The sequence below is a fragment of the Streptomyces sp. DSM 42067 genome, from assembly GCF_055792885.1.
Window position 1 is genome coordinate 1279371 of sequence record NZ_CM147706.1, and the last position, 24268, is coordinate 1303638.

At 69.9% G+C, this 24268-nt stretch carries 25 protein-coding genes and 1 pseudogene; 8 read left to right on the top strand and 18 right to left on the bottom strand.

Going from position 1 to position 24268, the window contains the following annotated elements; translation table 11 throughout:
- Window positions 1–5 precede the first annotated feature (5 nt).
- Genes ACSMXV_RS06145 through ACSMXV_RS06175 form a run of 7 tightly spaced genes read right to left on the bottom strand, consistent with a single transcriptional unit; the run spans window position 6 to window position 7660 of the window.
- The gene (locus ACSMXV_RS06145) at window positions 6–1259 is read right to left on the bottom strand and encodes a cytochrome P450 (protein WP_473176688.1); all 1254 of its coding nucleotides are present in this window, start codon (window positions 1257–1259) and stop codon (window positions 6–8) included.
- Window positions 1256–2044 (bottom strand): SDR family NAD(P)-dependent oxidoreductase, encoded by a 789-nt coding sequence (locus tag ACSMXV_RS06150; protein WP_473176689.1) that lies wholly within the window; start codon window positions 2042–2044, stop codon window positions 1256–1258. Before ACSMXV_RS06150 ends, ACSMXV_RS06145 begins: the two co-directional genes overlap by 4 nt.
- Window positions 2041–3282: an amidohydrolase family protein gene (locus ACSMXV_RS06155; protein WP_473176690.1), complete on the bottom strand. Its 1242-nt coding sequence runs from the start codon at window positions 3280–3282 to the stop codon at window positions 2041–2043. Before ACSMXV_RS06155 ends, ACSMXV_RS06150 begins: the two co-directional genes overlap by 4 nt.
- Window positions 3279–4748, bottom strand: a complete 1470-nt coding sequence (locus ACSMXV_RS06160) for an aldehyde dehydrogenase family protein (protein ID WP_473176691.1) — start codon at window positions 4746–4748, stop codon at window positions 3279–3281. Before ACSMXV_RS06160 ends, ACSMXV_RS06155 begins: the two co-directional genes overlap by 4 nt.
- A 25-nt stretch (window positions 4749–4773) precedes the next feature.
- Complete coding sequence (locus ACSMXV_RS06165; protein ID WP_473176692.1) at window positions 4774–5976, bottom strand: thiolase family protein; 1203 nt, start codon at window positions 5974–5976, stop codon at window positions 4774–4776.
- Window positions 5973–6452, bottom strand: a complete 480-nt coding sequence (locus ACSMXV_RS06170) for a Zn-ribbon domain-containing OB-fold protein (RefSeq protein WP_473176693.1) — start codon at window positions 6450–6452, stop codon at window positions 5973–5975. The genes ACSMXV_RS06165 and ACSMXV_RS06170 overlap by 4 nt, the downstream gene beginning before the upstream one ends.
- Window positions 6449–7660, bottom strand: a complete 1212-nt coding sequence (locus ACSMXV_RS06175; protein ID WP_473178841.1) for a CaiB/BaiF CoA transferase family protein — start codon at window positions 7658–7660, stop codon at window positions 6449–6451. Before ACSMXV_RS06175 ends, ACSMXV_RS06170 begins: the two co-directional genes overlap by 4 nt.
- Before the next feature lie 627 nt (window positions 7661–8287).
- Between ACSMXV_RS06175 and ACSMXV_RS06180 the strand changes: the two genes are divergently transcribed.
- The 6 genes from ACSMXV_RS06180 (at window position 8288) to ACSMXV_RS06205 (ending at window position 14092) form a co-directional block, all read left to right on the top strand.
- Complete coding sequence (locus tag ACSMXV_RS06180; protein WP_473176694.1) at window positions 8288–9367, top strand: phosphotransferase; 1080 nt, start codon at window positions 8288–8290, stop codon at window positions 9365–9367.
- Between the two features lie 169 nt (window positions 9368–9536).
- A complete protein-coding gene (locus tag ACSMXV_RS06185) occupies window positions 9537–10694 on the top strand; it encodes an ABC transporter substrate-binding protein (protein ID WP_473176695.1) in 1158 nt (385 codons plus the stop codon).
- Between the two features lie 17 nt (window positions 10695–10711).
- Window positions 10712–11584 carry a branched-chain amino acid ABC transporter permease gene (locus ACSMXV_RS06190; protein WP_473176696.1) on the top strand — a complete coding sequence of 291 codons (873 nt, stop codon included), beginning with the start codon at window positions 10712–10714 and terminating at the stop codon, window positions 11582–11584.
- Complete coding sequence (locus tag ACSMXV_RS06195; RefSeq protein WP_473176697.1) at window positions 11571–12608, top strand: branched-chain amino acid ABC transporter permease; 1038 nt, start codon at window positions 11571–11573, stop codon at window positions 12606–12608. The genes ACSMXV_RS06190 and ACSMXV_RS06195 overlap by 14 nt, the downstream gene beginning before the upstream one ends.
- Window positions 12592–13356 (top strand): ABC transporter ATP-binding protein, encoded by a 765-nt coding sequence (locus ACSMXV_RS06200; protein ID WP_473176698.1) that lies wholly within the window; start codon window positions 12592–12594, stop codon window positions 13354–13356. Before ACSMXV_RS06195 ends, ACSMXV_RS06200 begins: the two co-directional genes overlap by 17 nt.
- Entirely contained in the window at window positions 13349–14092 is a 744-nt protein-coding gene (locus tag ACSMXV_RS06205; RefSeq protein WP_473176699.1) for an ABC transporter ATP-binding protein, read from the top strand. The genes ACSMXV_RS06200 and ACSMXV_RS06205 overlap by 8 nt, the downstream gene beginning before the upstream one ends.
- A 158-nt stretch (window positions 14093–14250) precedes the next feature.
- Here the strand turns inward: ACSMXV_RS06205 and ACSMXV_RS06210 are convergent, their stop codons facing one another.
- The 8 genes and pseudogenes from ACSMXV_RS06210 to ACSMXV_RS06245 form a co-directional block, all read right to left on the bottom strand.
- Window positions 14251–14664, bottom strand: coding sequence for a nuclear transport factor 2 family protein (locus ACSMXV_RS06210; protein ID WP_473176700.1), 414 nt, complete (start codon window positions 14662–14664; stop codon window positions 14251–14253).
- 3 nt (window positions 14665–14667) lie between these two features.
- Window positions 14668–15072, bottom strand: coding sequence for a hypothetical protein (locus ACSMXV_RS06215; RefSeq protein WP_473176701.1), 405 nt, complete (start codon window positions 15070–15072; stop codon window positions 14668–14670).
- A 293-nt stretch (window positions 15073–15365) separates the two neighbouring features.
- Window positions 15366–16298: an alpha/beta hydrolase gene (locus tag ACSMXV_RS06220; protein ID WP_473176702.1), complete on the bottom strand. Its 933-nt coding sequence runs from the start codon at window positions 16296–16298 to the stop codon at window positions 15366–15368.
- A 58-nt stretch (window positions 16299–16356) separates the two neighbouring features.
- A pseudogene (locus ACSMXV_RS06225) lies at window positions 16357–16467 on the bottom strand (cyclase family protein); the annotation flags it as partial.
- Between the two features lie 16 nt (window positions 16468–16483).
- Window positions 16484–16579, bottom strand: coding sequence for an SDR family oxidoreductase (locus ACSMXV_RS06230; RefSeq protein WP_473176703.1), 96 nt, complete (start codon window positions 16577–16579; stop codon window positions 16484–16486).
- Window positions 16554–17264: an SDR family NAD(P)-dependent oxidoreductase gene (locus ACSMXV_RS06235; protein WP_473176704.1), complete on the bottom strand. Its 711-nt coding sequence runs from the start codon at window positions 17262–17264 to the stop codon at window positions 16554–16556. The genes ACSMXV_RS06230 and ACSMXV_RS06235 overlap by 26 nt, the downstream gene beginning before the upstream one ends.
- A 39-nt stretch (window positions 17265–17303) precedes the next feature.
- Complete coding sequence (locus tag ACSMXV_RS06240) at window positions 17304–18140, bottom strand: SDR family NAD(P)-dependent oxidoreductase (protein ID WP_473176705.1); 837 nt, start codon at window positions 18138–18140, stop codon at window positions 17304–17306.
- Window positions 18141–18503: 363 nt separating this feature from the next.
- Window positions 18504–19421, bottom strand: coding sequence for an IclR family transcriptional regulator (locus ACSMXV_RS06245; protein ID WP_473176706.1), 918 nt, complete (start codon window positions 19419–19421; stop codon window positions 18504–18506).
- 149 nt (window positions 19422–19570) lie between these two features.
- Here ACSMXV_RS06245 and ACSMXV_RS06250 point away from each other — a divergent pair, with 149 nt between their 5' ends.
- Window positions 19571–20701 (top strand): LLM class flavin-dependent oxidoreductase, encoded by a 1131-nt coding sequence (locus ACSMXV_RS06250; RefSeq protein ID WP_473176707.1) that lies wholly within the window; start codon window positions 19571–19573, stop codon window positions 20699–20701.
- Window positions 20702–20786: 85 nt separating this feature from the next.
- Entirely contained in the window at window positions 20787–21308 is a 522-nt protein-coding gene (locus ACSMXV_RS06255; RefSeq protein WP_473176708.1) for a flavin reductase family protein, read from the top strand.
- Between the two features lie 86 nt (window positions 21309–21394).
- Here the strand turns inward: ACSMXV_RS06255 and ACSMXV_RS06260 are convergent, their stop codons facing one another.
- The 3 genes from ACSMXV_RS06260 to ACSMXV_RS06270 all read right to left on the bottom strand — a co-directional run bounded on the left by ACSMXV_RS06260 (window position 21395) and on the right by ACSMXV_RS06270 (window position 24135).
- On the bottom strand, window positions 21395–21820 hold the full coding sequence (locus ACSMXV_RS06260; RefSeq protein ID WP_473176709.1) for an AMP-binding protein: 426 nt from the start codon (window positions 21818–21820) through the stop codon (window positions 21395–21397).
- Window positions 21821–21906: 86 nt separating this feature from the next.
- Window positions 21907–23151 carry an LLM class flavin-dependent oxidoreductase gene (locus ACSMXV_RS06265; RefSeq protein WP_473176710.1) on the bottom strand — a complete coding sequence of 415 codons (1245 nt, stop codon included), beginning with the start codon at window positions 23149–23151 and terminating at the stop codon, window positions 21907–21909.
- Between the two features lie 723 nt (window positions 23152–23874).
- Window positions 23875–24135, bottom strand: a complete 261-nt coding sequence (locus ACSMXV_RS06270) for an enoyl-CoA hydratase/isomerase family protein (protein ID WP_473176711.1) — start codon at window positions 24133–24135, stop codon at window positions 23875–23877.
- Window positions 24136–24268: the final 133 nt, after the last annotated feature.

Here is a 24268-nt window from a genome sequence, read left to right on the forward strand (position 1 = left end):
CGGTGTCAGTCGAACAGGACGGGGATGTCGGTCGCGCCCCGCTCGTAGAAGCCGATGACGCGAGGCCGCTCGGCGTCCGGGTCGAGCCGGAGGTTCGGCAGCCGGTCGAGCAGCGCCCCGATCCCGACCGCCATCTCCGCGCGGGCCACATGCATGCCCAGGCAGACGTGGGGGCCTCCGCCGAAGGCCAGCGACCCCTTCAGCCGCCGTGTGATGTCGTACTCGTCGGGCCGCTCCCAGCGCTGCGGGTCGCGGTTGGCCGCGCCGACGCACAGGTGCAGTACGGCGCCCTTGGGCAGGTGCACGCCGTAGAAGTCGATGTCCTGGACGACGTGGCGGGAGAACATCGGGTCGGTGGGCGTCCAGCGCAGCGACTCCTCGATCGCCGGTCGCAGCAGCGACCGGTCGTCCCGCACCGCGCTCAGCACGTCCGGCCGTTGGAGGAGGGCGGTGAGAGTGATGCCCAGTTGCTTCCACGTCGTGCCCGACCCTGCCAGCAGCAGTAGCAGGGAGAAGGAGTAGATCTCGGCGTCGGTGAGCCGGTGGGTGACGCCGTCCTCGTCGGTGAGCTCGGCCTCCACCAGGACGCTGATCAGGTCGTCCGCGGGTTTCTCCCGCCGGGCGGCGACGATCGGCGCCAACATGCCGACGATCTTGGCCGGTTCGTGCAGGGCGGCCCGGATGTCCAGTGCCTGCTCGACAGGGACGCCGAAGCCGCCGGTGATGGTGAGCACCGGGATCGGGGCACAGAAGTCGACATTGAGCTCGGCCCGCCCGGCGGCGACGAACCCGTCGATCAGCAACTGGACCGTCTCCTCGATCCAGTTGCGGATCCACCACTCGGCCTTCGCCGGCACGAAGGAGGGTTGCACCAGGCCGCGGTAGCGCCGGTGCTGGGCGCCGTCCATGGACAGCATGCTGTTGTCCATGGCGGGCGCGCCGTACGCGTCGACCGCCACCGGGGAGGCGGCGAAGGCCTCCTGGTTGCGGAACGCGGCGGCGCAGGCCTCGTAGCCGAAGGCCGAGAAGTGCGGCCGGTCGGGAAACGGCAGCCCCTGGAAGAACAGCGGTTCGTCGATCCCGGTGAGCTCGTGCACGATGCCCTCGAGCACCGGCCCCCGCTCGCGCAGCTGGTGCCACAGCGGATAGGGGTCGTCCTCGAAGTTGCCTCCGGCGCGGGCGAGATAGGACCCGCGCAGGTCGAACAGTTCCCGGACGCGGTCACGGTCGAGCGTGGCGGCGCTGGCTGGACGGCTCATTGTGCGACGTACCCCCCATCGATGGGCAGCAGCGCACCGGTGACGTTGCCGGCGCGGTCGGACACCAGGTAGACGGCGGCCTCGGCACAGTCCTCGGCCGTGATCGGACGGCCGAGAGGATGATGGGCACCGACCTGCTCGACGAGCGTGGCCAAGGCCTCGGCCGACGTGTCGAGGCCGCCCGCGGTCATGAACCTGGTGAACGGCATGCCCGCCGGACAGAGGGCGTTGGCCCGGATCCCGTACGGTGCGCCCTCGATCGCCACCGCGCGGGTGAGCTGGTGCACCGCGCCCTTGGTGGCGCCGTAAAGGGCGCCACCCCAGCCGACGAGCCCTGCGACGGAGCCGGTGTTGAGAATGGCCCCGCCGCCCCCCTGCCTCCTGAACTGCAGCACCGCGTGCTTGCACCCGAAGAACACGCCGCCGAAGTTGACGGCGACAAGGCGCTGGAAATCCTCGACCGTGTGGTCCTCGAGGCGGGCGCCCGGGCGCGGCGTGGGAATGCCGACGTTGTTGAACACGATGTCGAGCCGGTCGAAGTGCGCGACGGCCGCCTCGATCATGGCGACGACCTCGTGCTCGCGTGACACGTCGGCACTCACGGCGACCGCGGTTCCACCGGCCGCCTCGATCTGCCGCACCGTCTCCTTGACCTGGTCGAAGTCGATATCGGCGCAGACGACGCGGGCGCCCTCCTCGGCGAAGCGCAGGGCGGACGCGCGACCGACACCGGACGCGGCGCCGGTGACCACGGCGGACTTGCCCTCGAGCAACGCGCCGATCACGCGCGCACCGGTGGCTTGGCGGGAGTGAAGCGGTAGAGCCGCTCGGCGTTGCCGCGCAGGATCTTGTACTGCGTCTGCTCGGGCAGGTGGCCGACGCGCCCCTTCACGACGTCGATGGAGTCGGGCCAGGTCGAGTCGGAGTGCGGGTAGTCGGTCTCGCACATGATGTTGTCCTCACCGATCTCGTCGATGCTGGCGATGCCGTGTGCGTCGTCGATGAAGCAACCGAAGATGTGGTCCCGGAAGGTGGCCCGGACGTCGAGCGTGTCGAGGTCGGCGCCGCTGTTGCCGGCGTGATCCTGGAACGTGGCGCCCCGCTGCACCCAGTACCGCTGCTTGTCGAGCACCTGCTCGGCCCGCTCGAGGAAGTAGGGGATCCAGCCGATCTCGCCCTCCGACAGCGCGATCTTCAGTTTGGGGAAGCGCTGGAACAGGCCGCTGAACAACCAGGACAGCATGGTGCCCGAGGTGCGCATGGCGCCCCAGGTGAGGTTGGCCATGAACGGCGCGTCGGGTGCGATCTTGGGCACCTGGGACGAGGAGCCGATATGCATGGACACGACCATCTCCAGGTCGTTGGCCGCTGCCATCACCGGATCCCAGTACCCGTCCTTGTCATGGATGGTCGGCAGGCCGAGCGGGGCCGGGTTCTCGGAGAACGCGAACGAGGTGACGCCCCTTGCCGCGGACCGTTCCAGCTCCTTGACCGCCAGCTGCGGATCCCACATCGGGATGAGGACGAGCGGGATGTACCGGCCCGGGGCGGCACCGCACCACTCCTCGATCACCCAGTCGTTGTAGGCCTTCAGGCAGACGAGGCCGAACTCGCGATCGCTGGCCTCCATGAACAACTGGCCGCAGAACCGCGTGACGGTCGGGAAGCAGAGGGAGGCGAGGATGCCGGCCCTGTCCATGTCCCCGAGCCGCTCACGGGCGTCGTAGCAGCCCGGACGCATCTCGCTGTAGGGCAGGGGGTCGGGGCTGAACTCCTCCTTGGACTTCCCTGCCACCGCGGACAGGCCCGAGCTGGGAATCCGCTTGCCGTCGTAGACCCAGGCCTCGATGCCGTCGTCGTCGGTCTCCATATGCGGGGCGCGGTCGCGGTCCTTGCGGGGGACGCGGTCGAGCCACAGGCGCGGCGGCTCGAGCACATGGTCGTCCACCGAGATCAGCCAGTCCAGGTTCACCGTCCCTGAGTCGGTCGTCTTCGCTGTCGGACGCAATGTCGGTGTGGTCATCGGGCCAGCTCTCCGATCGTCATGTGCTTGACCTCCTGGAACGCCCGGATACCGTCCGGGCCTCGCTCGCGGCCGAGGCCGCTCTGCTTGTAGCCGCCACCGGGCGCGTAGGCGCTGAACACTCCGGTGTTGACGTTGACGGCGCCTGTGCGCAACCGCCGGGCGAGCCCCACGGCGGTGGCCACGTCCGCGCCGTACACCTGGGCGGAAAGGCCGTAGACGCTGTCGTTGGCGATCGCCACGGCCTCGTCGGGATCGCGGTAGCCGAGCACCGCGATGACCGGGCCGAAGATCTCGTCCTGAGCTGCCGGGTTGGTGTTGTCGGGCAGGTCGAGCACGGTGGGCCGGACGTAGTAGCCGCGCTCAAGGCCGGCGGGACGACCGCCGCCGAAGGCGATCTTGCCGCCGTGCTCCTCGGCCAGGCCGACGTACCGCTCGCACCGGTCGCGCTGGGCGGCGCTGATCACCGGGCCCATCGTCGCGGCCGGATCGGTGGGCGCGCCGACGACGATCGAGGCGTACGCCGCGGTGACCGCCTCGAGGACCTCGTCCTTGCGGTCTAGCGGCACGAGCATCCGGGTCGCGGCGACGCAGGCCTGGCCCGCCGTGGCCGCGACCACCGCGACCGCGCCGGCGGCGGCACGGTGGACGGCGTCCGGCAGGTAGATCTGCGCCGACTTGCCGCCGAGTTCAAGGGCGACGCGCTTCACGGTCGGCGCCGCCTGGGCGAGGATCCGCCGGCCCACCGTGGTCGAGCCGGTGAACGACACCATGTCGACGGCCGGGTGAGTGGTGAGCAGCTCGGCCCCGGCCGATCCGGCCTCGACGACCACGCTCAGCACGCCCGGCGGCAGCCCGGCGGCGTCGGCCGCTGCACCGAAGACCAGGGACGAGACCGGCGTGAGCGGACTCGGGCGCAGAACCACCGAGTTGCCGGCCATCAGGGCGGGGATCAGCTTCTGGAACGCCATGATGAGCGCGCCGTTGTACGGGGTGATGGCGGCGACCACTCCGACGGGTTCGTGGCGGCGGATGCTCAGTGCGACCCGGCCGCGTACGAGATCGTCGACCGGGACCGGGTTGCTCTCCTCGTGCGCCATCGCCAGATAGAGGTCGATGGTCTGGCGGCCGAGGGCGATCCCGGCGTGGAACTGGGCCAGCTCGGCGAAGCTCCGGGGCTGGCCCGCCTCGGCGACGAGCGTGGGCACGAGCACGTCGTGGGCCGCCTCGATGTGGTCGAGAAGGGCGCGCAGCACCCGAGCCCGCTCGCCCACCGGCCGGTCGGCCCAGATGCCGTCGTCGAAGGCGCGGCGCGCCTCGGTGATGGCCCGCTCGATCTCGGGAAGGGGTGTCGCGGTCACCTCCGCGACGCGGCTCTCTTGCGCCGGGTTCTCGACGCCGACGAGCTCCTCGCCGGTCACCCAGCGGCCTGCGACGTAGCTGCGTCGTTCGGTGATGATGTCCACGCTGACCTCGTAACTCCACGTCGGCTCAGAAGGGTTGTGCGCTGTAGGCGACCGCCCCACCGAAGTGGGGAGAGGAATGGCAGGCGACGCCGATCGACACACCGTCCCGCTGCCGGTCGCCGGCGCGTCCGGAAAGCTGGAGGTAGCACTCGAGCATCTGGGGCACCCCGTGCATCCGCCCGTTGCCGAGCGCTCCCCCGCCGGAGAGGGCCGGGACCGCGCCCGGCCGGTCGCTGTCGATCCCACCGTCGGAGACAAAACGGTGTGCCTCGCCGATGGGACACAGGCCGAGTGCCTCCAGCCAGAACCAGACGAACGGCGAGAAGCCGTCATACACCTGCGGCAGGTCGACCTCGCTCGGCCCGATCCCGGCGTGCTCCCACAGCCGGCGCGTCGTCTCGACACCGCCCTCGACGATGTCGTCCAGCGGCCAGTGGGTGGGCAGGCGCCGCCTGGTGGGGGCGCCGTTGGCATAGCCGGCGACGTACACGGGAGGATGCGGCAGGTCCTTGGCCCGCTCGGCGGAGGTGAACACGAAGGTCGCCACCCCGTCGACCGGGATGTCGCAGTCGAAGCGGCAGACCGGGTCGAAGAGCATCGGCGCCGCCAGGTAGTCGTCAAGGGACAGTTGCTTGTCGTGCCAGTACGACCAGGGGATGCGGGCGCCGTTCTTGCGGGCCTCGACGACCACGTGTGCCATCGACTCGCGGCGGGCGCCGTAGCGCTGGAGGTATTCGTTGTAGGCCAGGGCGATCATGGCCAGCGGTCCGAAGTAGCCCTGGGGCGCCGTCCACTGCTCCGGTCCGCGCGCCTGCCGCATCGAGTTCTCGTGGTAGCGGCGGGCAGGGTTGTGCAGGGCCCGGTGCAGCAGCACGTAGTCTGCGCCGCCACTGGCCACCGCGTTGACGGCCACCCCGACCGAGCCGGTGAGCTGGCCGACGCCCTGGAAGCCGGCAGCGTAGCGCGGGTTGACACCGAGGTGTTCGGCGAGCCAGTTGGACGTCACGGTGCTGACGCCGTCCTCGACCTGGTGGCCGCCCGCGCTCGGGAGCAGCGAGGAGCCGACGAACCCGTCGACCTGGTCGACCCGCAGCCCCGCGTCGGCGATCGCCCGGCGGGCCGTGTCGACGGCGAGCGCGCCGAGCGTCTGGTCGGCATGGCGACGCGCCGGACTGTGCGCGTAGCCGACGAGGGCGACCTGATTGCTCGCCCGGAACCGGCCGCTCATGACGTGAGCTCGAACGCGGGCACGGCGACCCCTGGGGCAAGGTCCTCGAACGCGACGACGACGGGGGCGCCGGGCCACACCTGGGCCTTGGCTCCGTCCAGCAGCCTGCCGATCAACCGCAGTTCGCGCTGCTCGATGAGCTCCACGTCGACGAGCACGAACGGCAGGTCGCCTTGGAAACCGGGCAGGAACGACTGGCGCACGACCGTCCACGACCGAATGACGCCACGGCCGCTCACCGGCGTGAACGCGAACGCCGGGTCGGTGGACCCGCAGTGCGGGCACACCACGTCGATGGGCAGGGCGTACGCGCCGCATCGCGCGCACCGGGCGATCGTGAGGACGTGCTCGGCGGCAGCCGCCCAGAACGGCGCCGACTGCTCGTCGGGCACCGGCACCGGTCGCGTCGCGGTCCGGCTCACTGTTTCCTTCGCGGGCACGTTCGCGGTCCCGGCCGCGGATAAGTTCGCGGTCACAGAACGACCCCCGTGTCCTTGAGTTCGGCGATCCGGTCCCAGTCGTATCCGAGCTCAAGGAGCACATTCTCCGTGTGCTCGCCATGCTCGGGTCCGCGTCGCAACGGGGGCGGTTGCTCGTCGAACTGGACGGGCACCGCCGGCAGCCGGTACGACCCGCCGCCGTCGAGCCTGACGTCGCCGACGTAGCCGTTGGCGATCACCTGCGGGTCGTAGATCAGCTCCTGGACCGTCTGCACCGGGGCCCACGGCGCGTCGAACCCGGCAAGCAACTCCTTCCACTCAATGAGCGTGCGGCGCGCGAACTCGGCGTCGAGCGCGGCCACACACGCCGCGCTGTTCTCCCGCCGGGCGGCCAGGTCGGTGAAGCGCGGGTCGACGACCAGCTCCGGGCGGCCGATGCTTCGGCAGAAGTCGGGCCAGTACCGGTCGGCGTCGAGGAACACGAGCTGGATGTGCCGGTCGTCCTTGGTGCGGTAGACGCCGACGAGCGGATTCGGGTCCGCACCGCGGTCGCCCGCCCGGCACACCGCGCCACCGTTGAGCGCCGCGAGCACGTCGGAGGACAGCGTCCACATCGCGGTGGCAAGGAGCGACACATCGACGACCGAGCCGACTCCGGTGCGCGACCGCTTCAGCAGCGCGGACGAGATTCCGAACGCGAGCGCCATCGCGCCGTTGCGGTCGCCCATGGCGCCGCGCTGGCCGATCGGGTGGTCGCGCTCGGGCGGGCTGAGGATGTGGCCGAGTCCACCGCGCGCCCAGAACGCGGAGGCGTCGTAGCCGGGATGGTCCGCGTCCGGACCGCGCACGCCGAAACCGTGGCCCCGGGCGTAGACCAGGCTCGGGTACCGCTCGCGGAGCGTGTCGGCGTCGAGCCCGAGGCGGGCCAGGGCGCCGGGGCGCAGGCTGGTGAGGAAGACGTCTGCCGTGGAGAGCAGCTCGTGGAGCACGGCGAGTCCGTGCTCGTGCCGCAGGTCGAGGGCGATGGACCGCTTGCCCCGGTTGGCGAGGGCGACCGACAGGTTGACGTCGCCCGCGTCGGTGCCGATGCCCTGGGTGGCGAGGCCACGGTAGGGATCGCCGTCCAGTTTCTCGACGCGGACGACATCGGCGCCCCAGTCGGCGAGCAGCGCGCCGGCCACCGGCACGAACACCCACTGCGCCAGTTCCACGACGCGTACTCCGTCGAACGCGCCTTGCTCCATCTTGGCCACCACCGAACCCCTCAATGAGGCAAAGATATCTATGATTGTCCAATAATCCACTCGAGGGAATCCCTGTCAAGGCATCGCACACACCCCGGGCGGCAGCCCCCGGGTGACGCCTCGGTCTCGCCGGGATGCCACACACGATCCCGGGGCCGGATCGCACACCGGGATCGGAACCGAGCTCTTGCCAATGTGAAACGGCGTTCTAGAATGACCCCTCGCAACACCCCGAGGAGACGCCGCCACATCACCGAAGTTCAGGCGGTGGACCAGCAGTTGAGGGGTTCGACGGCGTGAGTGCGGCCGAGCATGCGGCCGTTGACAGCCGGTCCGGTGGACGTCGTGACGGATGCTCTCACGCACCCGAAGCGCCCACGCGCGGAAGCCGGACAGCGGAGTCACCCCGAGCGTGTGGGACAGCCGGGCCACGGAAGGTGCCGGTACCGAGGTTCAGTGGGCTTGTTCGCCGACGACGACGTGTCCGGCGCGACAAGATCCTGACGCGGCTGCCGAAACAGGCCGGCGTTCCGGAGCACGACATCACAGACAACGTCTGCCCCAAGCAAGCCATAGGCGCCGTCACCGGCGCACGACACACGACCACACAAGGATGCGGGGCCCACTATGGTCACGAGTGCCGACGGAGCCCACCGGGCCGACCCGACGACAACACGCGTTCCCGAGACCTTGGAGGAGTTGCTCTCGCCGGCCTGGCTCACGTCGGCACTGGAGCCCTCGTACCCCGGGATCAGGGTCACGGACGTCACGGCCGGTCCCGTCATCAGCCGGATGTCGACGAACGCGCGCTTCCACATCGAGTGCGCGGGGGGCGTACCCGAGGGGCTGTCACCGGATCTGTGCGCCAAGGGCTACTTCGCGAACCCATCGCTGTGGTACGTGGGAGAGCAGGAGGCGCATTTCTACCGTGACCTCGTCCCGTCCACGGGGATACGGACGCTGCGCAGCGTCTACACCGGCATCGACCCGGAGCTGAGCCGCGGAGTGATCATCACCGAGGACGTGATCGCCCAGGGCGCGACATTCCTCGACGCGCTCAGCGCCTACTCCCCCGACCAGACCGCACAGAGCCTGGAACAGCTCGCGAAGCTGCACGCGGCGACCTGGCAGAACGCCTCCCTGGCCGACGCCACCTGGCTGGAGCCCCGGTTGACGAGTTACACGCAGGTCCGCGGCGTCGCCGAGATCAGGAACAACTTCGAGGGGCCGAACGCCAGTGGTGTACCGGCCCCCGTGCGCGACGCGCAGCGCCTCTACGACGCTTACTGCGCGCTGACCGCCGAGACGCCGACGGTTGCGCCGTGGTCGGTGATCCACGGAGACACCCATGTCGGGAACCTGTACCTGGACGCCGCCGGACGACCGGCGCTCGCCGACTGGCAGCTCGCCCAGCGCGGTCCCTGGTACCTCGATGTCGGCTACCACATCGCGTCCACGCTCACCGTCGAGGACCGCCGCCGGACGGAAGACGACCTCCTACGCCACTACCTCGACCGGCTCGCGGCCGGCGGCGTCGACGCCCCCTCGTGGGACGAGGCTCGGCGCGGGATCCGTCGCGGAATGCTCCACGGGTTCTACCTCTGGGGGATCACGTACGTGGTCACCCCCGCGATCATCACGCGACTCCTGGAGCGCCTGGGAACGGCCGTCGACGACCACGACGCCTTCGCGGCGGTCGGGTTCTGAGTTCCGCGCCCACCGCGAGTCACGTCGGCCCGGGGCGGGCCGGGGCGGGTGGGCCGGGGCGGGGCGCGAGCAGCCAGGCGGCCCGCGGTCTCGCGCTCTCACTATCTCCGAATCTCTATCATTGCTATGATTGAAGTGACAGCTCGTCACTTCTTTCGATGGAGCCGCCATGAAGAAGTCCCTCACCTGGCTGACCGGCGGAGCACTGCTTCTCGCGGCCGCGGCCTGCGCGCCCGGTTCGGGCGACGAGTCGGCCGGCGAGGACGGGCCCATTCGCATCGCCTACATGGGCATCCTCTCGGGCCCGACGGCGTCGGAGGAAGGCAAGAACGCGGTCGAGCTCACCGTCAAGCTGGTCAACAAGGACGGCGGCATCGACGGACGCAAGGTCGAGTACAAGGCGTTCGACGCCGGCATCACGCCCGAGAGCGTCTCCAGGGCCACCACCCTTGCCCTCCGCTACAAGCCGGACGTGATCGTCGGCTACGGGGTCTCGGCGGGACTGAAGGCGTCGATCGGCAGCATCAAGTCCGCCGGCGTCCCGGTCATCCACGGCACCACGAGCGCGATCACCGCGGCGGACGAGCTCGGTTACGACCGGCTGTTCCGGATGGCCGCCACCACGACCCAGACCGTCCTTGCCGGCGACAGCTACCTGCTCGACGACCTGGGAGTGAGGTCGCTGGTCGTGATCCACACCGAGGACGCCGCACCGAGCGAGAGCGCCAAGCTGATCCAGGAGGACGTCGGCGAGAAGGGCGTGAAGGCCGAGGCCCGCTCCGTGTCCCCCACGGCGACGGATCTGACCGAGCCCGTTCTGGCGGCGAAGGGCGCCGACGCGATCTGGAACCTGGGCTACCCGAGCACCGACGCGCTGGTGATCAAACAGGCCGCCCAGAACGGCGTCGACGTACCGATCATGACCTTCTCGGGCGGACGGGCCGTGGCGAACAAGCTGATCCCGGCCAACCTGGCGACCGACAAGATCCTCAACGTCGCCCTCTGCGGGGCCCCGGTACTCGACACCCCCGCGGCGAAGAAGTACATCGCCGGGTACACCGAGGCCTTCGGCACCCCGCCGAAGGACAACGTGACCGGGAGCTACTACGACGCGATCATCCTGGCCAAGGCGGCCATCGAGAAGGCCGGCACCACCGACGGCGAGGCGGTCGCCGAGGCGATCAGGAACATCACGCTCGAGGGCGCCTGCGGCGAGATCAAGGCCGACAAGTTCCAGAACCTCTATCGCGACGTCCCGATCCTCGCCTATCCGAACGGCAAGCCGAAGCTCCTCAAGATCATCGAAGACGTGCCCGCCGACTTCTGAAGGAGTACCGGACCGAGATGGACCGATTCGTCGCGATCGTGGCCAGCGGTGTCGTACTGGGGGCGATCTACGCACTGGTGGCCCTCGGGATCGTCCTGCTGCAGAACGCCACCGGTGTGGTCAACTTCGCTCAGGGCGACCTGATGACCCTGGGCGCCTACGTCGGCTTCTGGTGGGTCGTCGCCGAAGGGCACGGGCACGCCTCGATGTTCGTGGTCATGCTGGTGGTGCTGTTCGTCGTCGGGGTGCTCCTGGAACGCCTCGGCTACGCTCCGATCCGCGGGCGCAGTCCCCTGGCGATCGTCATCTCGACGTTCGCCCTGGGGCTCGCCATTCGCGCGCTGATCATCCTCTGGATGGACACCGATCCGCGCAATCTCCCCTCGCCCTGGGGGAACAGGACCGCCGCCGTCCTCGGTGCGCGGATCCCCTACCAGGTGTTCCTGACGGTGGTGGTGGCGCTGGTCGTCGGGGTCGCGCTCTACCTGCTCTTCCAGCGTTCGGCGGTCGGTCGGCAGGTGCGGGCCCTGGCCGCCGACCGCGAGGCCGCGCTGCTCCAGGGCATCCGCGTCAACCGCCTTTCGCCGCTGGTCTTCGGGCTCTCCGCCGCCCTGGCGGGACTGGCGGGCGTGCTCATCGCGCCGAGCATCTCGGTGACTCCGAACCTCGGGTTCGGGTTGCTGCTCAGCGCCTTCGCCGCGGTCATCCTGGGCGGGGAGCGCCTCGGCGGAGCGGCCCTGGCGGCGGTCGCCATCGCGCTGGCGCAGGCGCTCCTGGGTGCCTACGTCTCGCCGGACTGGACGGACGCCTACCCGTTCCTGTTCCTCGTCGTGGTCCTGGCGATCCGACCGAACGGCCTGGTCAGGATGGTGTCCGGTGTCCGCTACTAAGCCCGATTCCGAAGTCACCAGGCGGCCGTCCGATCCCGGGCGCCTCGCGTCCCTGCTGGCCCCGCCGGTCTACCGGCAGCACCACTTCCGCACGCTGGCGGCCGTCGCCGTACTCGGGCTGCTCGCACCGTACGTCCTCGGCGGCGACGCGTACGCGGACGGCGTGATGGCGAGCGCGCTGACCTACGCGATCCTCACGCTCGGCCTCTACTGGTGTCTCTCCCTGGGCGGCTCGTTCACGTTCGCCGTCTACGGCATGTACGCCGCAGGCGCCTACGTCTCGATCTGGGTCGCCGACCACGCCGGCGGCTTCTGGTCCGGATTCGTCGCGGCGGTCCTGTGCTGCGCCGCCCTCGGCGCGGGCATGCGGCTGCTGTTCGGCCGATGCTCCATGATCTTCTTCGCGATCGCGACGATGGCCTGCGGCGGACTCCTCATCATCGTGTTCCGCGAGTGGACCGGCTTCACCGGTGGTTTCGGGGGCATCGGCGACATCGCCGTGCCGAGCGTCTTCGGCACCGCCCTGGACACGCCGGGCCGGCGCTACTACCTGATGCTCGCCGTGCTGCTCCTGTTCCTGCAGGCCACCCTTCTGTTCCTGCGCTCCCCGGCCTACCGGGACCTGCAACTCGCCCGGGACAACGGGGCGGTGGCAGCGGTGGTCGGACTGCGGCCCAGGCTGCTCCAACTGGTCGCGTTCACCGTGGGCTCGGGTATGCAGGGCGCGGCCGGCTCGCTGTACGCCCACAACGCGGGGTACGTCGCGCTCGAGGCGTTCCAGGTCGACGTCGCCCTGCTCGTACTGCTGATGCTGTTGCTCGGCGGCAGCGGATCGGTCTACGGGCCGCTCATCGGCGCCGCCGTTCTGATCTACCTGCCTGAGTACCTCCGTGGGATCCAGGGGTACGCCGACCTCATCTACGCGGCCGCGGTGCTCTTCATCGTCGTTGCGTTCCCCCGCGGGATCGCCGGGTTGCGCGGGACTGTCCAGCGGAGGTGGTCGAGCCGTGCTCGAGGCGACTGACATCGGGGTCCGCTTCGGCGGCGTGGTCGCGGTCGACGGCGTGAGCCTGACGATCGAGGACCACGAGGTGGTCGGCCTGATCGGGCCCAACGGTTCGGGCAAGTCGACCTTCATCAACGCCCTCACGGGGCTGGTGCCCGCCACCGGCACCCTGAGCGTCGACGGGCGGCGCGTCCGCATGGGCACCGCGGGGCAACTGTCCCGGCTCGGGGTGTTGCGCACCTTCCAGACGCCCCAGGTCCACGACCAGCTGACCTGTCTGGAGAACGTGCTCACCGGACTCCAGGACTGGAGCCTGCGCACCCTCGCGCCGGCCTGGTCCCGGCGCCGTGCCATGCTCCGCAAAGAGCGGCGGAACTGGGAACTCGCCTATGACGCGCTCGCCTTCGCCGGCCTCGCGGACCAGGCCGACCTGCCGGCCGGCGCGTTGGCGTACGGCCGGCGCCGCCTCCTCGAGCTGGCCCGGGCGTACGCCGGACGGCCGACCACCCTGCTGCTCGACGAGCCGGCCTCCGGCCTCAACCAGGTCGAGACCCAGGAGCTGGCGGCTCTCCTGAGGAGCTGGCGCGATCAGGAGGGCCCCGCCCTCCTGATCGTGGAGCACAAGACCGACTTCCTCGACGGGGTCTGCGACCGTCTGACGGTGCTGGAGCTCGGCCGGCAGATCGCGTCGGGTACGCCCGCGCAGGTGTGGGCCGACCCTCGGGTGATGGACGCCTATCTGGGACAGGTGACGCTCGATGCTTGAGGTCAAGGACCTACGGGTCTGCTACGGCTCGACCACGGCGGTCGACGGGGCGACATTCTCGGTCGGCGCCGGTGAGACGCTGGTCCTGCTCGGCGCCAACGGCGCGGGCAAGACCTCGACGCTGCGCGCCGTCTCCCGGCTGGTGCCGAGCTCGGGTGAGATTCGCTTCGACGGGGTCGACATCACCTCGCTGCCACCGGACGAGGTGGCCCGGCGGGGTCTCATCCACGTCCCCGAGGGGCGGCACGTGTTCGGCACCCTCACCGTCCACGACAACCTGCTGGTCGGTACGACCGCGCGGGCCAAGCGCGCACCCACCTTCACCCACGACGACATCTACGACCTGTTTCCGGCGCTGGTCCCCCTCCGGCCCCGGCTCGGCTGGGCCCTGTCCGGCGGTGAGCAGCAGATGGTCGCGATCGGCCGGGCGCTGCTCGCCGCCCCGCGTGTCCTGATGCTCGACGAGCCGTCCCTCGGCCTCGCCCCGGTGGTGGTCAAGGCCGTCTACGAGGCGCTCTCGCACGTCAAACACCAGATGCCGGTCCTGCTCGTGGAGCAGAACGCCGCCGTTGGACTGCCCGTGAGCGACCGCGCCGTCGTCCTGCTCTCCGGCCGCGTCGTCGTCGAGGGCACGGCCCCCGAACTCGGCGACCGGACCTCGCTCATGGAGAGCTACCTCGGCCATGCCGCGGGGCACCGGCCGGGCGGCGACGACGCGACGGACGCCTCGGTCTGACCCAATCCGCAGGTGGCGGCCGGTCGCGCTGAGATGTCTGGTCGGCTGCCACCGGCCGCCGACGGGCGCGCCGGCCTCGGGCACGTAGCCGCCGCCGACGACCAGGTCGACCCGGCCCCGGCTCAGGTGGTCCAAGGACGGCCAACCGGGGCCGGAGCTCAGCCGATGGTGAGTGTCCGCCGGGTGACCTTCCATCCGTCGCGCGTCCGGCGGAAGGTGTCGAGGTACCGCCCGGCCGCGGAGAGGACCGGCTTGGCCCCGCCGCTGACGAACATCCAGTTCGACTCGGCGGTGGCGGTGTCGCCGCCGACGTCCACGGCGGTGGTTCCGACGATGTGGCGGCTGCCGGTGCCGGGCCCGAGGAGCCCGGCGGCGTACCCGGCGACGTTGCCTGCGCGGATCTCGTCGTGACCGGTCCGCCGCTGTCCCGGCATCTCCCAGACCGCGTCCTTCGCGAACAACTCGACAAAGGCGTCGACCTCGCCGCCATCGGTGTACAGGGACAGCCTGGCCACGATGGTGCGGACGGCCAGCTCGTCGGCGGTCCGCCTGATCTCCTCGTCCCGGTCCACGGCTCAGTCGCTCCTGCTCCCGCTCCAGCCGGAGGCCAGCGACTTCTCGAAGTGGTCCATGACGGTCTGCAGCGCGTGGGCGGGGTTGAGCTCGATGACCTCGCTGGCCTCCTCGTAGACGATGCTGTGGCCTGCGTCGAAGAAGTACGCCTCGCCGGCGACGGCGACCTCGTCGGGCCGGTCGGAGCCGATGTAGACGCAGCGGACCGTGCCCTTGAGTACATAGCCGTAGTGCGGGCAGGGGCACACGCCGCCCGGCAGGCCCTTGTATCCGGTGGTGGCGTCGACGGGTCCGGGGACTTCGGTGAAACCGATCTCCATGTCACCCCACTGCACGGAGCGGAAGTCGGTGTTCGGCCAGCGGCCACCGCCGTGCTGCGGAATCTCCTGCGGCTTGATGACGGGCATGGTGCCCTCCCTGGAGTGAGTGGCGGGTGAGTGGTGGAAGCAACCGGCGGCTGCCGGCCTCACCTTCCCCTAGTATCGCTATCTTTGCACTGATAGCAATATTAGGGACAACGGATGACGCCGGCCCGGAGCTCGGGAGGAGGTGCGGGACGTAGGCCAGACGCCACAGCCAGTGGCGGACAGGACTTACAAGCCTCGGGCTTCAGCCCGAGGTAGTTGACGGACGATCACTTTCACCGCCGCACACTGACCCGGCTGCCACGCCCGTCCGCGTCCTCCCGCCAGGCGACGCGTCACTCGCCGACGAACCGCGCCACGGCCTGCACCGCCGCGGCCGACCGCGGATCGTCCGGAGCCACCACCGGCCACACGTGCGGCAGATCGGGAACGAGGTGCGTCTCGACGGGCACCTGCGCGCCGGCCGCCCGGCGGGCGAAGACGGCGGCGTCGTCGAGCAGCACCTCGCCGGTACTGGCGAAAAGCAGCACCGGTGGCAGGCCGGTCGGATCTGCCTCCTGCGGCGACGCCAGCGGCTGGGTCGCCGCCGCAAGGCCCTGCAGGTACCCGTCGGCGGCGGCCTGGGCCGACTCACGGGAGAACAGCGCGTCGCTCTTCGCGTTGAACTCGAAGGAGGCAGAGGCCGCGGTCAGGTCCAGCCACGGGGAGAACAGCACAAGGCGCCTCGGTGGCGCCACGGGGGCGCTGCGCGCGCACAGGGCCAGCGCCACCGCGAGTCCGCCGCCCGCCGAGTCGCCGGAGAGCAGCGGCCCGTCCTCCTCCTTCGGGGCCAGCGCCTGCCAGACCGCGGCCGCGTCGTGCAGGGCCGCCGGGAAGGGGTGCTCCGGCGCGAGCCGGTAGTCCGGGACGACGACGCGGCATCCGGTGGCGCGGGCGAGGAGGTGCGCGAACGCGACCCACATCGCGGTCACGCCGAAGCGGTAGCCGCCGCCGTGCAGGTGTACAAGGACCGGCGGCCGCGCCCCGCCCGCCGAGCCGCGCACCGCCCCGTGCCCGGGTCCTGGCTCGACCACCATGCAGGGGACGCCGCCGATGGTGTCGCGGTGCCAGGGGACGCCGTCCGGGACGGCGACAGCGGCCTCGGCCGCCCGGCGCATCTCGACCAGGTCGGCCGGAGCCGGGTGGCCTTCCCGCAGCGCGGGCAGCCCCCAGGCGGTCAGGTCGCTCGGGGTGGTGTCGCCGTCCATGTCCTCGGGTGACTCCTTCATCAGGGGTTCCGCGCAAGCTGGTTCACAGGCCGGCTCACAAGTCAGCTCACAGGCCGGCTCACTTGACGGCGATCGGGTTGACCGGAGTGCCGCTTCCGCCGACGAAGGGCTCCGGGGACGCCTCGATGAAGAACTCGTACACGCCGTCGGCGGCACAGTCCTCGGACAGCCCCGGGCATCTCCGCCTACGCGATGTCCAAGGCCGCGGTGAAGCCGGGGGCGACGCAGTTGACCCGCACCCCGTAGCGGCCGAGCTCAGTGGCGAGGCTGCGGGTCAGCATCAGCCGCATCAACCCGCTGCACACCATGACCCTCATCAACTACGAGGTCTTCGGACCGGGAATGGTCGCCAGCACCGACACGCCGATGGTCCAGCACAACTTCGCCCGCCCCGACGGTTCTGTGGACCGCGAGGCCCGCGAGGCGGGGTTCGCCGCGCGCGCCGCGCAGTCGCCGCTCGGCATCACCGGCGAGCCCTGGGACGGGCATGTCGGCGCCGGCCGAGGCCGCGTTGACGATGACGCCGGAGCGCTGCGCGCTCATGACGCGCGCCGCGGCCGCGCAGCCGAGGAAGGTGCCCTTGAGGTTGACGCCGAGGACCCGGTCGAGCTCCTCCTCGGAGACGTCGGCGACCAGTCCGGTGTGCATGACACCGGCGATGTTGGCCCAGACGTCCAGACTGCCGTAGCGGGCCGCGGCGTCCTGCGCGAGCGCCTCGACTGCGCTGCGGTCCCGCACGTCGAGGACGACGGCGAGCGGGTCCTGCGCACCGAGCCCGACCAGCTCCTGACGGGTCTTCTCCAATCCCGCCTCGTCGACGTCGCAGATCACCGGTCTTGCGCCGGCCCGGGTCAGGACGAGCGCGCACTCGCGTCCGATGCCGGACGCCGCTCCGGTGACGACGGCGGTACGGCCGGTCAGGCTCAGCGCGGCGAGGTCGGGCGACACACTCTCAGTGGCGGGCATGGGTCCTCCTGCGGTGGAACCGGGTCGGCCGACACGGACTCAGTGCGGGGCGGCGTCCGTGTCGGGCACGGTGTAGGGGAACTTGGCGCTGACCCCGCCGTCGACGGTGAGCACCTGGCCGGTGACGTAGCGGGCGAGGTCGCTGGTGAGGAAGAGCAGCACGGCGGCGATGTCGGACGGCAGGGCCACGGAGCGCAGGGGCACGTTGTCCGCATTGGCCCGGTGGCCCTGGGCACCGAGGTAGCCGGAGACACGCGGGGTCCAGACGACGCCGGGTGCGACGGCGTTGACCCGGATGCTCTGGGGGCCCAGTTCGACGGACGCGGAGCGGACCAGGGCCATCAGTCCCGCCTTGGCCGCTCCATAGGCGGCGTGCAGGGGCGCTCCGGTCTGGCCGGATACGGAGGCGACGAAGGTCAGGGTTCCGCCCCCGTGGGCGGCCATGTGCCGGCCGCCGTACTGGATGGCCAGCAGGGCATGCCGGAGCACGATGTTCTGATGCCAGTCCCACTCCTCGTCGGTCGTGGTGAGGAGGTCCTTGTAACGGCTCATGCCGATGATGTCGACGACGGAGTGGACGCGCCCGAGGCGCTCCTCGGCGTCGTGCCACAGCCGCTCGGCATCGTCGCGAGAGGTCGCGTCGCCGGACCAGGCGATCGCGCCGGTCTCCTTGGCGACCTGCTCGGCGCGGCCCTCTTCGAGGTCGACGGCCAACACCCGGGCCCCGCACTGGGTCAGCGCATGGGTCACCTGCCGGCCGATGCCCTGGCCCGCACCCAGCACGACGACGCCGCGGCCGTCGAGCCGCAGCGCGCCAGGGTAGTCCAGGACAGCGTCGCCGTCTGGCAGTCCGGCGGTCTCCGTGTGTTGCGACATGGTTCCTCCAGAGTGGGCAGCGACCCGGGGATTGGGAGGCGTGCGGCGGAACGGTGTGCGGCTGCGTGCGTACGCACATGTCGTACGGCTCGTACGGAGCGTTCAGGTCGCACCGGCTGTCGGGCCGTCAGAACAGGCGTGGCCGCCTCGCAGGCAGGACCTCAGGATGGTGCGCGCCCGCCTCGCGGGCCAGTCCGCGGTTTCGGCATTTCGAAACAGGCTTCGGAAGTCCTGAGGATTGTGGGCGAGGAGCCACAGTGCCGCAAGACCCGGGCACAGCACGAGTTGACGCGACTCCCCGTCCCCATCTCCGCGCCCACAGGGCGTGCCCATGCCGCCCCCGCCCCGGTCGCCCCGAACCGGTCAGCGCAACGCCTGGTCGAACGCCAGGGTCGGGACACGTCCCCCCGTCTGCTTGGTGATCCCACGCGCGATCGCGGCCAGGGACTCGCCGATCCGCTGCACCCGACGGCCCGTCACCTCACGCAGTCCGTTGACCGTCAGTGCCAGGGCAACCGAGCCTGTGGCGTCGTGCACAGCGGCCACCAGGGCCGCAATGTGGTACAGCCCGTCGGGCTCGACGTCGACCAGCTCATACTCCTCCTCACTGAGGGCGGTGGCGAGCGCGTGGAGGCGGTCGTGCAGGGCATCGGCCTGCGCGGGGTTGTCAGCCAGGCGCGCCAGTACGGTGCCGATCTCGACGCGCGTGGGGCTCTCCACGGCGATCGAGTAGCCGCGCTGCCGGACGGCTGCGAGCGCGGCCGGCATGTGGATCCGGACCACGGGCTGGACGCGGGGGGCGAGGCGCTGCAGCCAGGCCTCGACCCGGCCCTCGGGCGACCAAGCGTAGAAGACCTGACCCAGGGGCGGGATGAGCGGGACCCGCTGGCCCGGACGGACGTCGTTCGAGGCGATCAGCGGGGTCCCCTCGGTCGCCAGAACGACGACGTGGTCGCCGACGGCCGCCGATATCACCGTCTCGGTGCCTATCTCCTTTGCCAGGGTCGCCATCTGACCGCGCGCCAAGTCCACTGCCGGGTTTCCGCGCAGCGCGGCATCCCCCAACGCGACGGGGAACGGCCCGAGTTCGTAGGTCTTGCGACGGGGGTGGCGCACCAGATATCCGGCGTCCTCGAGTGCTTGGAGCACCGACAGCGCGGAGGCCAGGTTGATCCCGAGTGCCGAGGAGAGCTCGGAGAGGGTGAAGGATCCACCGGGGTGCGCGGCGAAGAAGCTGAGGATCGCTACGGCGCGGGTGGCCGCGAGCGCGGGACGGACCATGTCTCCTCCGTTCTGACGCCTCTTGGCAGGACATCTGTGCCAACAAGGCTGTCGACTGCGGTGCAGAGGTCTTGCGACGACCGGGAGGCTACCCCACAATCCTTCCGCACTCCGAAGCCGTTTTCGAAATGTCAAAAACCGGAGGCGACATGAAGCTGGATGTGCTCTACGAGGTAGATGTCCCGCGACCCTGGAACGGCCCTCACCCCCATGGACAGCGCCGCGAGGAGCAGCGCGCCTACCGTGAGGCAGTGGAACAGATCCGGCTGGCAGACCGAATGGGCTTCCACACCGTATGGGCGGTGGAGCACCACTTTCGCGAGGGCCGCTCGCACATGCCGGCCTCGGAGGTGTTCCTCGGTCACCTCGCCGGACTGACGGAACAGATCCGGCTGGGTTTCGGCGTCACGCTCACGCCGTTCGGCTTCACCCCGCCGCAACGCATCGCCGAGAAGGTCGCCACCGTCGACATCCTGTCAGGAGGTCGCGTGGAGTGGGGAACCGGCCGCTCCACACCGATGGAACAGACCGCATTCGGCGTCGACATCGCCAAGTCCCGCGACGACTGGCGCGAGGCCATCGAGATCGTATGCGGGATGTGGCGCGCGGAGTACTTCGAGTACGAGTCGGAGCGTTTCAGCTTCCCGCGGCGGATGGTCACACCCAAGCCGTTCCAGGACCCGCACCCGCCGGCCTGGATGGCCGCGACCTCCAACGGCTCCGCCGAGGTGGCCGGGGCCAACGGCCTGGGCCTGCTGTCGTTCTCCATCATGCAGCCCCTGGAGGTGATGGCCGCCCAGGTCGCCGCGTACCGCGCGGCCGCGGCCGACGCGACGCCGCTGACCGACGTCACCACCGACAGGGTCGCCGCTTACACTCTCGTGCACTGTCCGGGAGCCAAGAAGGTCGACCGCAAAGTCTGGGACTCCGTGGCCTGGTGGTACAAGAACCTGGCCATGTTCACCCTCGAATGGGAACTCCCGCACCTGTCGGAAGAGGAGCGGGACAAGACATTCCCCTTGCTCAAGCCCCTGTTCGAGGGCGACGTTCCGGTGGATACCTTCGACGCCGCCGACATGATCGTCATCGGCGACACCGAAACCTGTGTCCAGAAGATGAAGCGCTACGCAGACCTCGGCGTCGACGAGCTCATCTGCTACGTCCAGTGGGGCTACCTGGAGCACCGGGACATTCTGCGCACCATCGAGATCCTCGGCAAGGAAGTCATCCCCGAGCTCGCCGCCTACACCCCCAAGGCCCAACCGCCCACTGCTGGTTGATCCCCGCGGCAGCGCCGCGACCGTCCGGCCGGACGGTCCGCACGTCCCGCTCGCCGCCACCGAGCTTCCGACCTGTGAGGTGCACATGCCCTCTGCCCCGTCCCGCATGGACACGCCGCCCCGGCCCGCCCGTACCGTCGATCCCTCCGAATTCCGCCGCGTCCTCGGGCACTTCTGCAGCGGTGTCACGGTCATCACGTCGATCCACGACGGCGCGCCCGTCGGCTTTGCCTGCCAGTCCTTCCAGTCGCTGTCCCAGGACCCGGTGCTGGTCGCCTTCTCCGTCGCCCGCACCTCGACCACATGGCCCCGCATCGCGGCATCCGGCCGCTTCTGTGTGAACATCCTGGGCGTCGGGCAGGAGCTGCTGTGCCGCTCCTTCGCCTTCAGCGGCGGCGACAAATTCCAGGGTGTCGGCTGGCAGCCGGCCCCCTCCGGGCTGCCCTGCCTGGACCGCTCGCTCGCGTGGATCGACTGCCTCATCGACTCGGTCCACGAGGGCGGCGACCACCAGATCGTCATCGGCCGCGTAGAGGCCCTGGACACCCTGTATGAAGGGGACCCACTGCTGTTCTTCCGGGGCGGCTTCGGCCTCTTCGACACCTGAACGGACGTGGGGTCCCGCCGGCCCCGCCGGGCGGGACCGTGCCGCGTCACCTACCGCTCTCCACAAGGGAACCGGCACGTCGGCATTCAAGGACGGGAAGGGGAGTCGTCGTCCCCGTCGGTCGGCGGCAGCGGTTCGGCCGTGCGGGCACGGACCGGCAGCTCGGCCGTGGACAGGACCGGACGATCGAGCCCTTCCACAGAAGGCCGATAACGGTCGTCCACGATAAGCAGCGGGGCTTCCAACTTGCCGATGAGCGTTTTCAGTTGCCCCGCGCCCAGGCGGTAGTTCAGCGGTGTGAAGGGCACACCTGCCGCAGCCGCCGCGAACAAGGCCAGCGGAAACGAGGGTCCGTTCACCCCGAGAAACCCGATCGCGCGGCATCCGGACTCGCTCAGCAGCCGAGCCGCTCGGGCCACGGCTCGGGCGAACGCCTCGCTGGTCGTGCCACTGCGCCGGTCGCCCAGGACGACCCGGTCCGGCGCTGCAGAGCTCGCCATCTCCAGCAGCATCGAAATACTCACCCCCTCCTCGGCAGCCTGGACCGGCGTCTGCCCCACCTGCCACCACGACATCCCCACGCCAACCCGACGAAGCCCTACTTGTGACGCTCAAGGCCCTCACGGCTCACGGGACGCCCGACCAGTGCCTCTCGCAACCGCTGGTTTGCGCTGGTGCACGCCTCGAGGTACTCGCGCCCGCACAGCGTTCCGACGTTGTAGATGATCGTGTCGGTGACCCCCATGTCGAGCCACGGTTGCACCCGCTCGATCACTTCGTCGGAGGTGCCGACGAAGTTGACGGCCCGCACCGCTTCGTCAGGTACGCGGCCCACGACGTCGTAGAACTCATCCCTCGTGTACCACTCCGGAACGACATCCTTCATGTAGTTCCACGTACCGCCGTAGGGATGCGGCAACCCGAGGCGGCTCCACACCGGAGCGGGCGCTGCCAGCAGGGTGCGCCACTTGGTGGCCGGGTGGGTCACGGCCTGCTCGAGCAGTTCCCGGTCGTCCATCATGAGCACACTCAGCCAGAGCATGATCCGGGTACGGTCCGGGTCCCTGCCCGTGGAGACGGCGTGCTCGCGGATGGTCTTGATCCGCTGGGCGAAGACCGCGGGGTCCCCGTCGAACGACCCGGGGGCAACCTCGTTCCAGCCATCCGCGTATTTCCCGACGAGCTCCAGCGTCTCGTCACCCGAGCCGGCGAGATACATCAGCGGAGGCTCCCCATTCGCATACGGCGGGGTCGCGAGCGCACCACGATCGAACTTCCACACACGGCCACGGAACGGGAATGGCTCCTGCTGATGTGTCAGCTTCTGGATGATCTGGACGCCATCCCAGAACTTGTCCTTGGCGCCGATCCGCGAGAGGCCGGTCTGTCGCATGTGGTCGATTTGACCATGTCCCAGGATGTAGGCGAACCGGCCGCGAGTCGCATGCTGCAGTGTCAGGACCATCTGCGCGATGTTGATGGGCGCCCGCCGCACGAGATCAACCGGCCCCCAAAGGAACCTGATGTCATTCGTCAACGCGCTGGCGGCCGCGATGATCGGTTCACACGTGAAGACATCGTTCGGGTCGGGAGCACCCTCCAGGAGGTCCGAGAGCTCCCCGTTCCAGACAGCGCTCGGCATGTAGAAGTCCGTCACATCGCCGAACATCACCCAGTCGGCTCCGTTGCGCTCGGCGACGACCGCGGAGCGCACGCACGTGTCGAACGGAGACACCCGCTCAGCCTCGTCGGGGACTTGATAGTGACCGCGCGTACCCGTCAGCCCGGGCGGGGGCACCCACTGCAATCCGAACTCGACGATCTGCAACTCCTGCGGGAACAATGCGCCCTCTCCCCTTCTTGATCGAGATACGTCAGCGGGTCGGGTTGCTGACGTAGCCGCCTGGCGCCCGTCACGTCCTCTGCCGGCCAGCGAGTGGCCGTCGCCTGTCACTGCGGGGCACCGGGCTCCGTGTCTCCCGGGGTAGTGCTGGGTCTGCTCCTTCCCGGCGTTCACAGATGCGGGGCCCGGCTATCAGGCCCTGTGCGCTCGCTGTCGGGGATGCATTGCCGCATCCCCGCCCCTCCTCAGATCCGGGCGAGCGGGTTTTCCCCGCACCTCGGTTCAAGCGCGCGCCTCGGGCTGGATCGGCGACGTCACCCGAGCCGCACTCGTCCTCAACGAGGTATGGGGATAAGCGTCGTTGAGAAGACCTCACGGGTAGTGGGGCTAGCTGCGAGGGGCCGCCGGCCGGGCGTACAAGTGGTTGTCGGCGTCGAACACCGGGAATCCGAGTGATCCCATCCTTTAATCATAGTAAGAATAGAAGTCATTGGCTAGCCTCGATCCTCCCTCGGGTCTCCCCGATGCCTGATGGTCCAGCGGTTCACATCGGCGAGGGGTGACCGCTGTATGGGGCGCCAGCGGGCTGAGCACGGATCGTTGGGGAGGGCCATGGAGTTGAGCGCTGCCCGAGCTCGTCCACGCCGCCGACGTCGCCGTCACCCGGCTCTCCTTCCCGCACCCGGTGCCGCGCCACGCGATGCCCACCGGCGCAGATGCCTGTCAAGACATCAAGTACGCCGACCAGCGGAACGTCCAGCGGCGGCGGTGTGAAGCTGCCTCGGGGAGCGGGACAGCGCCCGGGGCGTGGTCGATCCCGGTGGAGAACGCCTCGGCCCCGGCGCCGATCACCACCACCGCGGCGAGATCCGGGGTCTGCGACACACGTGACCATGCCTGGCGCAAAGCAACTGCCGTCGAGTAGTCGAGGGCGTTGAGCGCACGGCTTCTGTTGCGGGTGATCCACGCGGGGCTCTCCGTCACGTCGCAGAGAACGGTTGGGTGCACGCCCATGGTGATGGCTACCGCCCTCTTGTGTGTCCGGCTCCCTCCGCTCCTGACTGTCACACGCAGGTGCGGGCCGGACGGGAACCCGGAACAGGTCGGTTGCTCAAGT

Coding starts and splice junctions, on each gene's coding strand:
- ACSMXV_RS06145 (WP_473176688.1), bottom strand. CDS start 1,259: ATGAGCCGTCCAGCCAGCGCCGCCACGCTCGACCGTGACCGCGTCCGG.
- ACSMXV_RS06245 (WP_473176706.1), bottom strand. CDS start 19,421: ATGGTCCGTCCCGCGCTCGCGGCCACCCGCGCCGTAGCGATCCTCAGC.
- ACSMXV_RS06215 (WP_473176701.1), bottom strand. CDS start 15,072: ATGCCCGTCATCAAGCCGCAGGAGATTCCGCAGCACGGCGGTGGCCGC.
- ACSMXV_RS06255 (WP_473176708.1), top strand. CDS start 20,787: ATGCCCTCTGCCCCGTCCCGCATGGACACGCCGCCCCGGCCCGCCCGT.
- ACSMXV_RS06260 (WP_473176709.1), bottom strand. CDS start 21,820: ATGCTGCTGGAGATGGCGAGCTCTGCAGCGCCGGACCGGGTCGTCCTG.
- ACSMXV_RS06180 (WP_473176694.1), top strand. CDS start 8,288: ATGGTCACGAGTGCCGACGGAGCCCACCGGGCCGACCCGACGACAACA.
- ACSMXV_RS06230 (WP_473176703.1), bottom strand. CDS start 16,579: ATGCTGACCCGCAGCCTCGCCACTGAGCTCGGCCGCTACGGGGTGCGG.
- ACSMXV_RS06205 (WP_473176699.1), top strand. CDS start 13,349: ATGCTTGAGGTCAAGGACCTACGGGTCTGCTACGGCTCGACCACGGCG.
- ACSMXV_RS06185 (WP_473176695.1), top strand. CDS start 9,537: ATGAAGAAGTCCCTCACCTGGCTGACCGGCGGAGCACTGCTTCTCGCG.
- ACSMXV_RS06235 (WP_473176704.1), bottom strand. CDS start 17,264: ATGCCCGCCACTGAGAGTGTGTCGCCCGACCTCGCCGCGCTGAGCCTG.
- ACSMXV_RS06240 (WP_473176705.1), bottom strand. CDS start 18,140: ATGTCGCAACACACGGAGACCGCCGGACTGCCAGACGGCGACGCTGTC.
- ACSMXV_RS06220 (WP_473176702.1), bottom strand. CDS start 16,298: ATGAAGGAGTCACCCGAGGACATGGACGGCGACACCACCCCGAGCGAC.
- ACSMXV_RS06190 (WP_473176696.1), top strand. CDS start 10,712: ATGGACCGATTCGTCGCGATCGTGGCCAGCGGTGTCGTACTGGGGGCG.
- ACSMXV_RS06155 (WP_473176690.1), bottom strand. CDS start 3,282: ATGACCACACCGACATTGCGTCCGACAGCGAAGACGACCGACTCAGGG.
- ACSMXV_RS06165 (WP_473176692.1), bottom strand. CDS start 5,976: ATGAGCGGCCGGTTCCGGGCGAGCAATCAGGTCGCCCTCGTCGGCTAC.
- ACSMXV_RS06175 (WP_473178841.1), bottom strand. CDS start 7,660: ATGGAGCAAGGCGCGTTCGACGGAGTACGCGTCGTGGAACTGGCGCAG.
- ACSMXV_RS06250 (WP_473176707.1), top strand. CDS start 19,571: ATGAAGCTGGATGTGCTCTACGAGGTAGATGTCCCGCGACCCTGGAAC.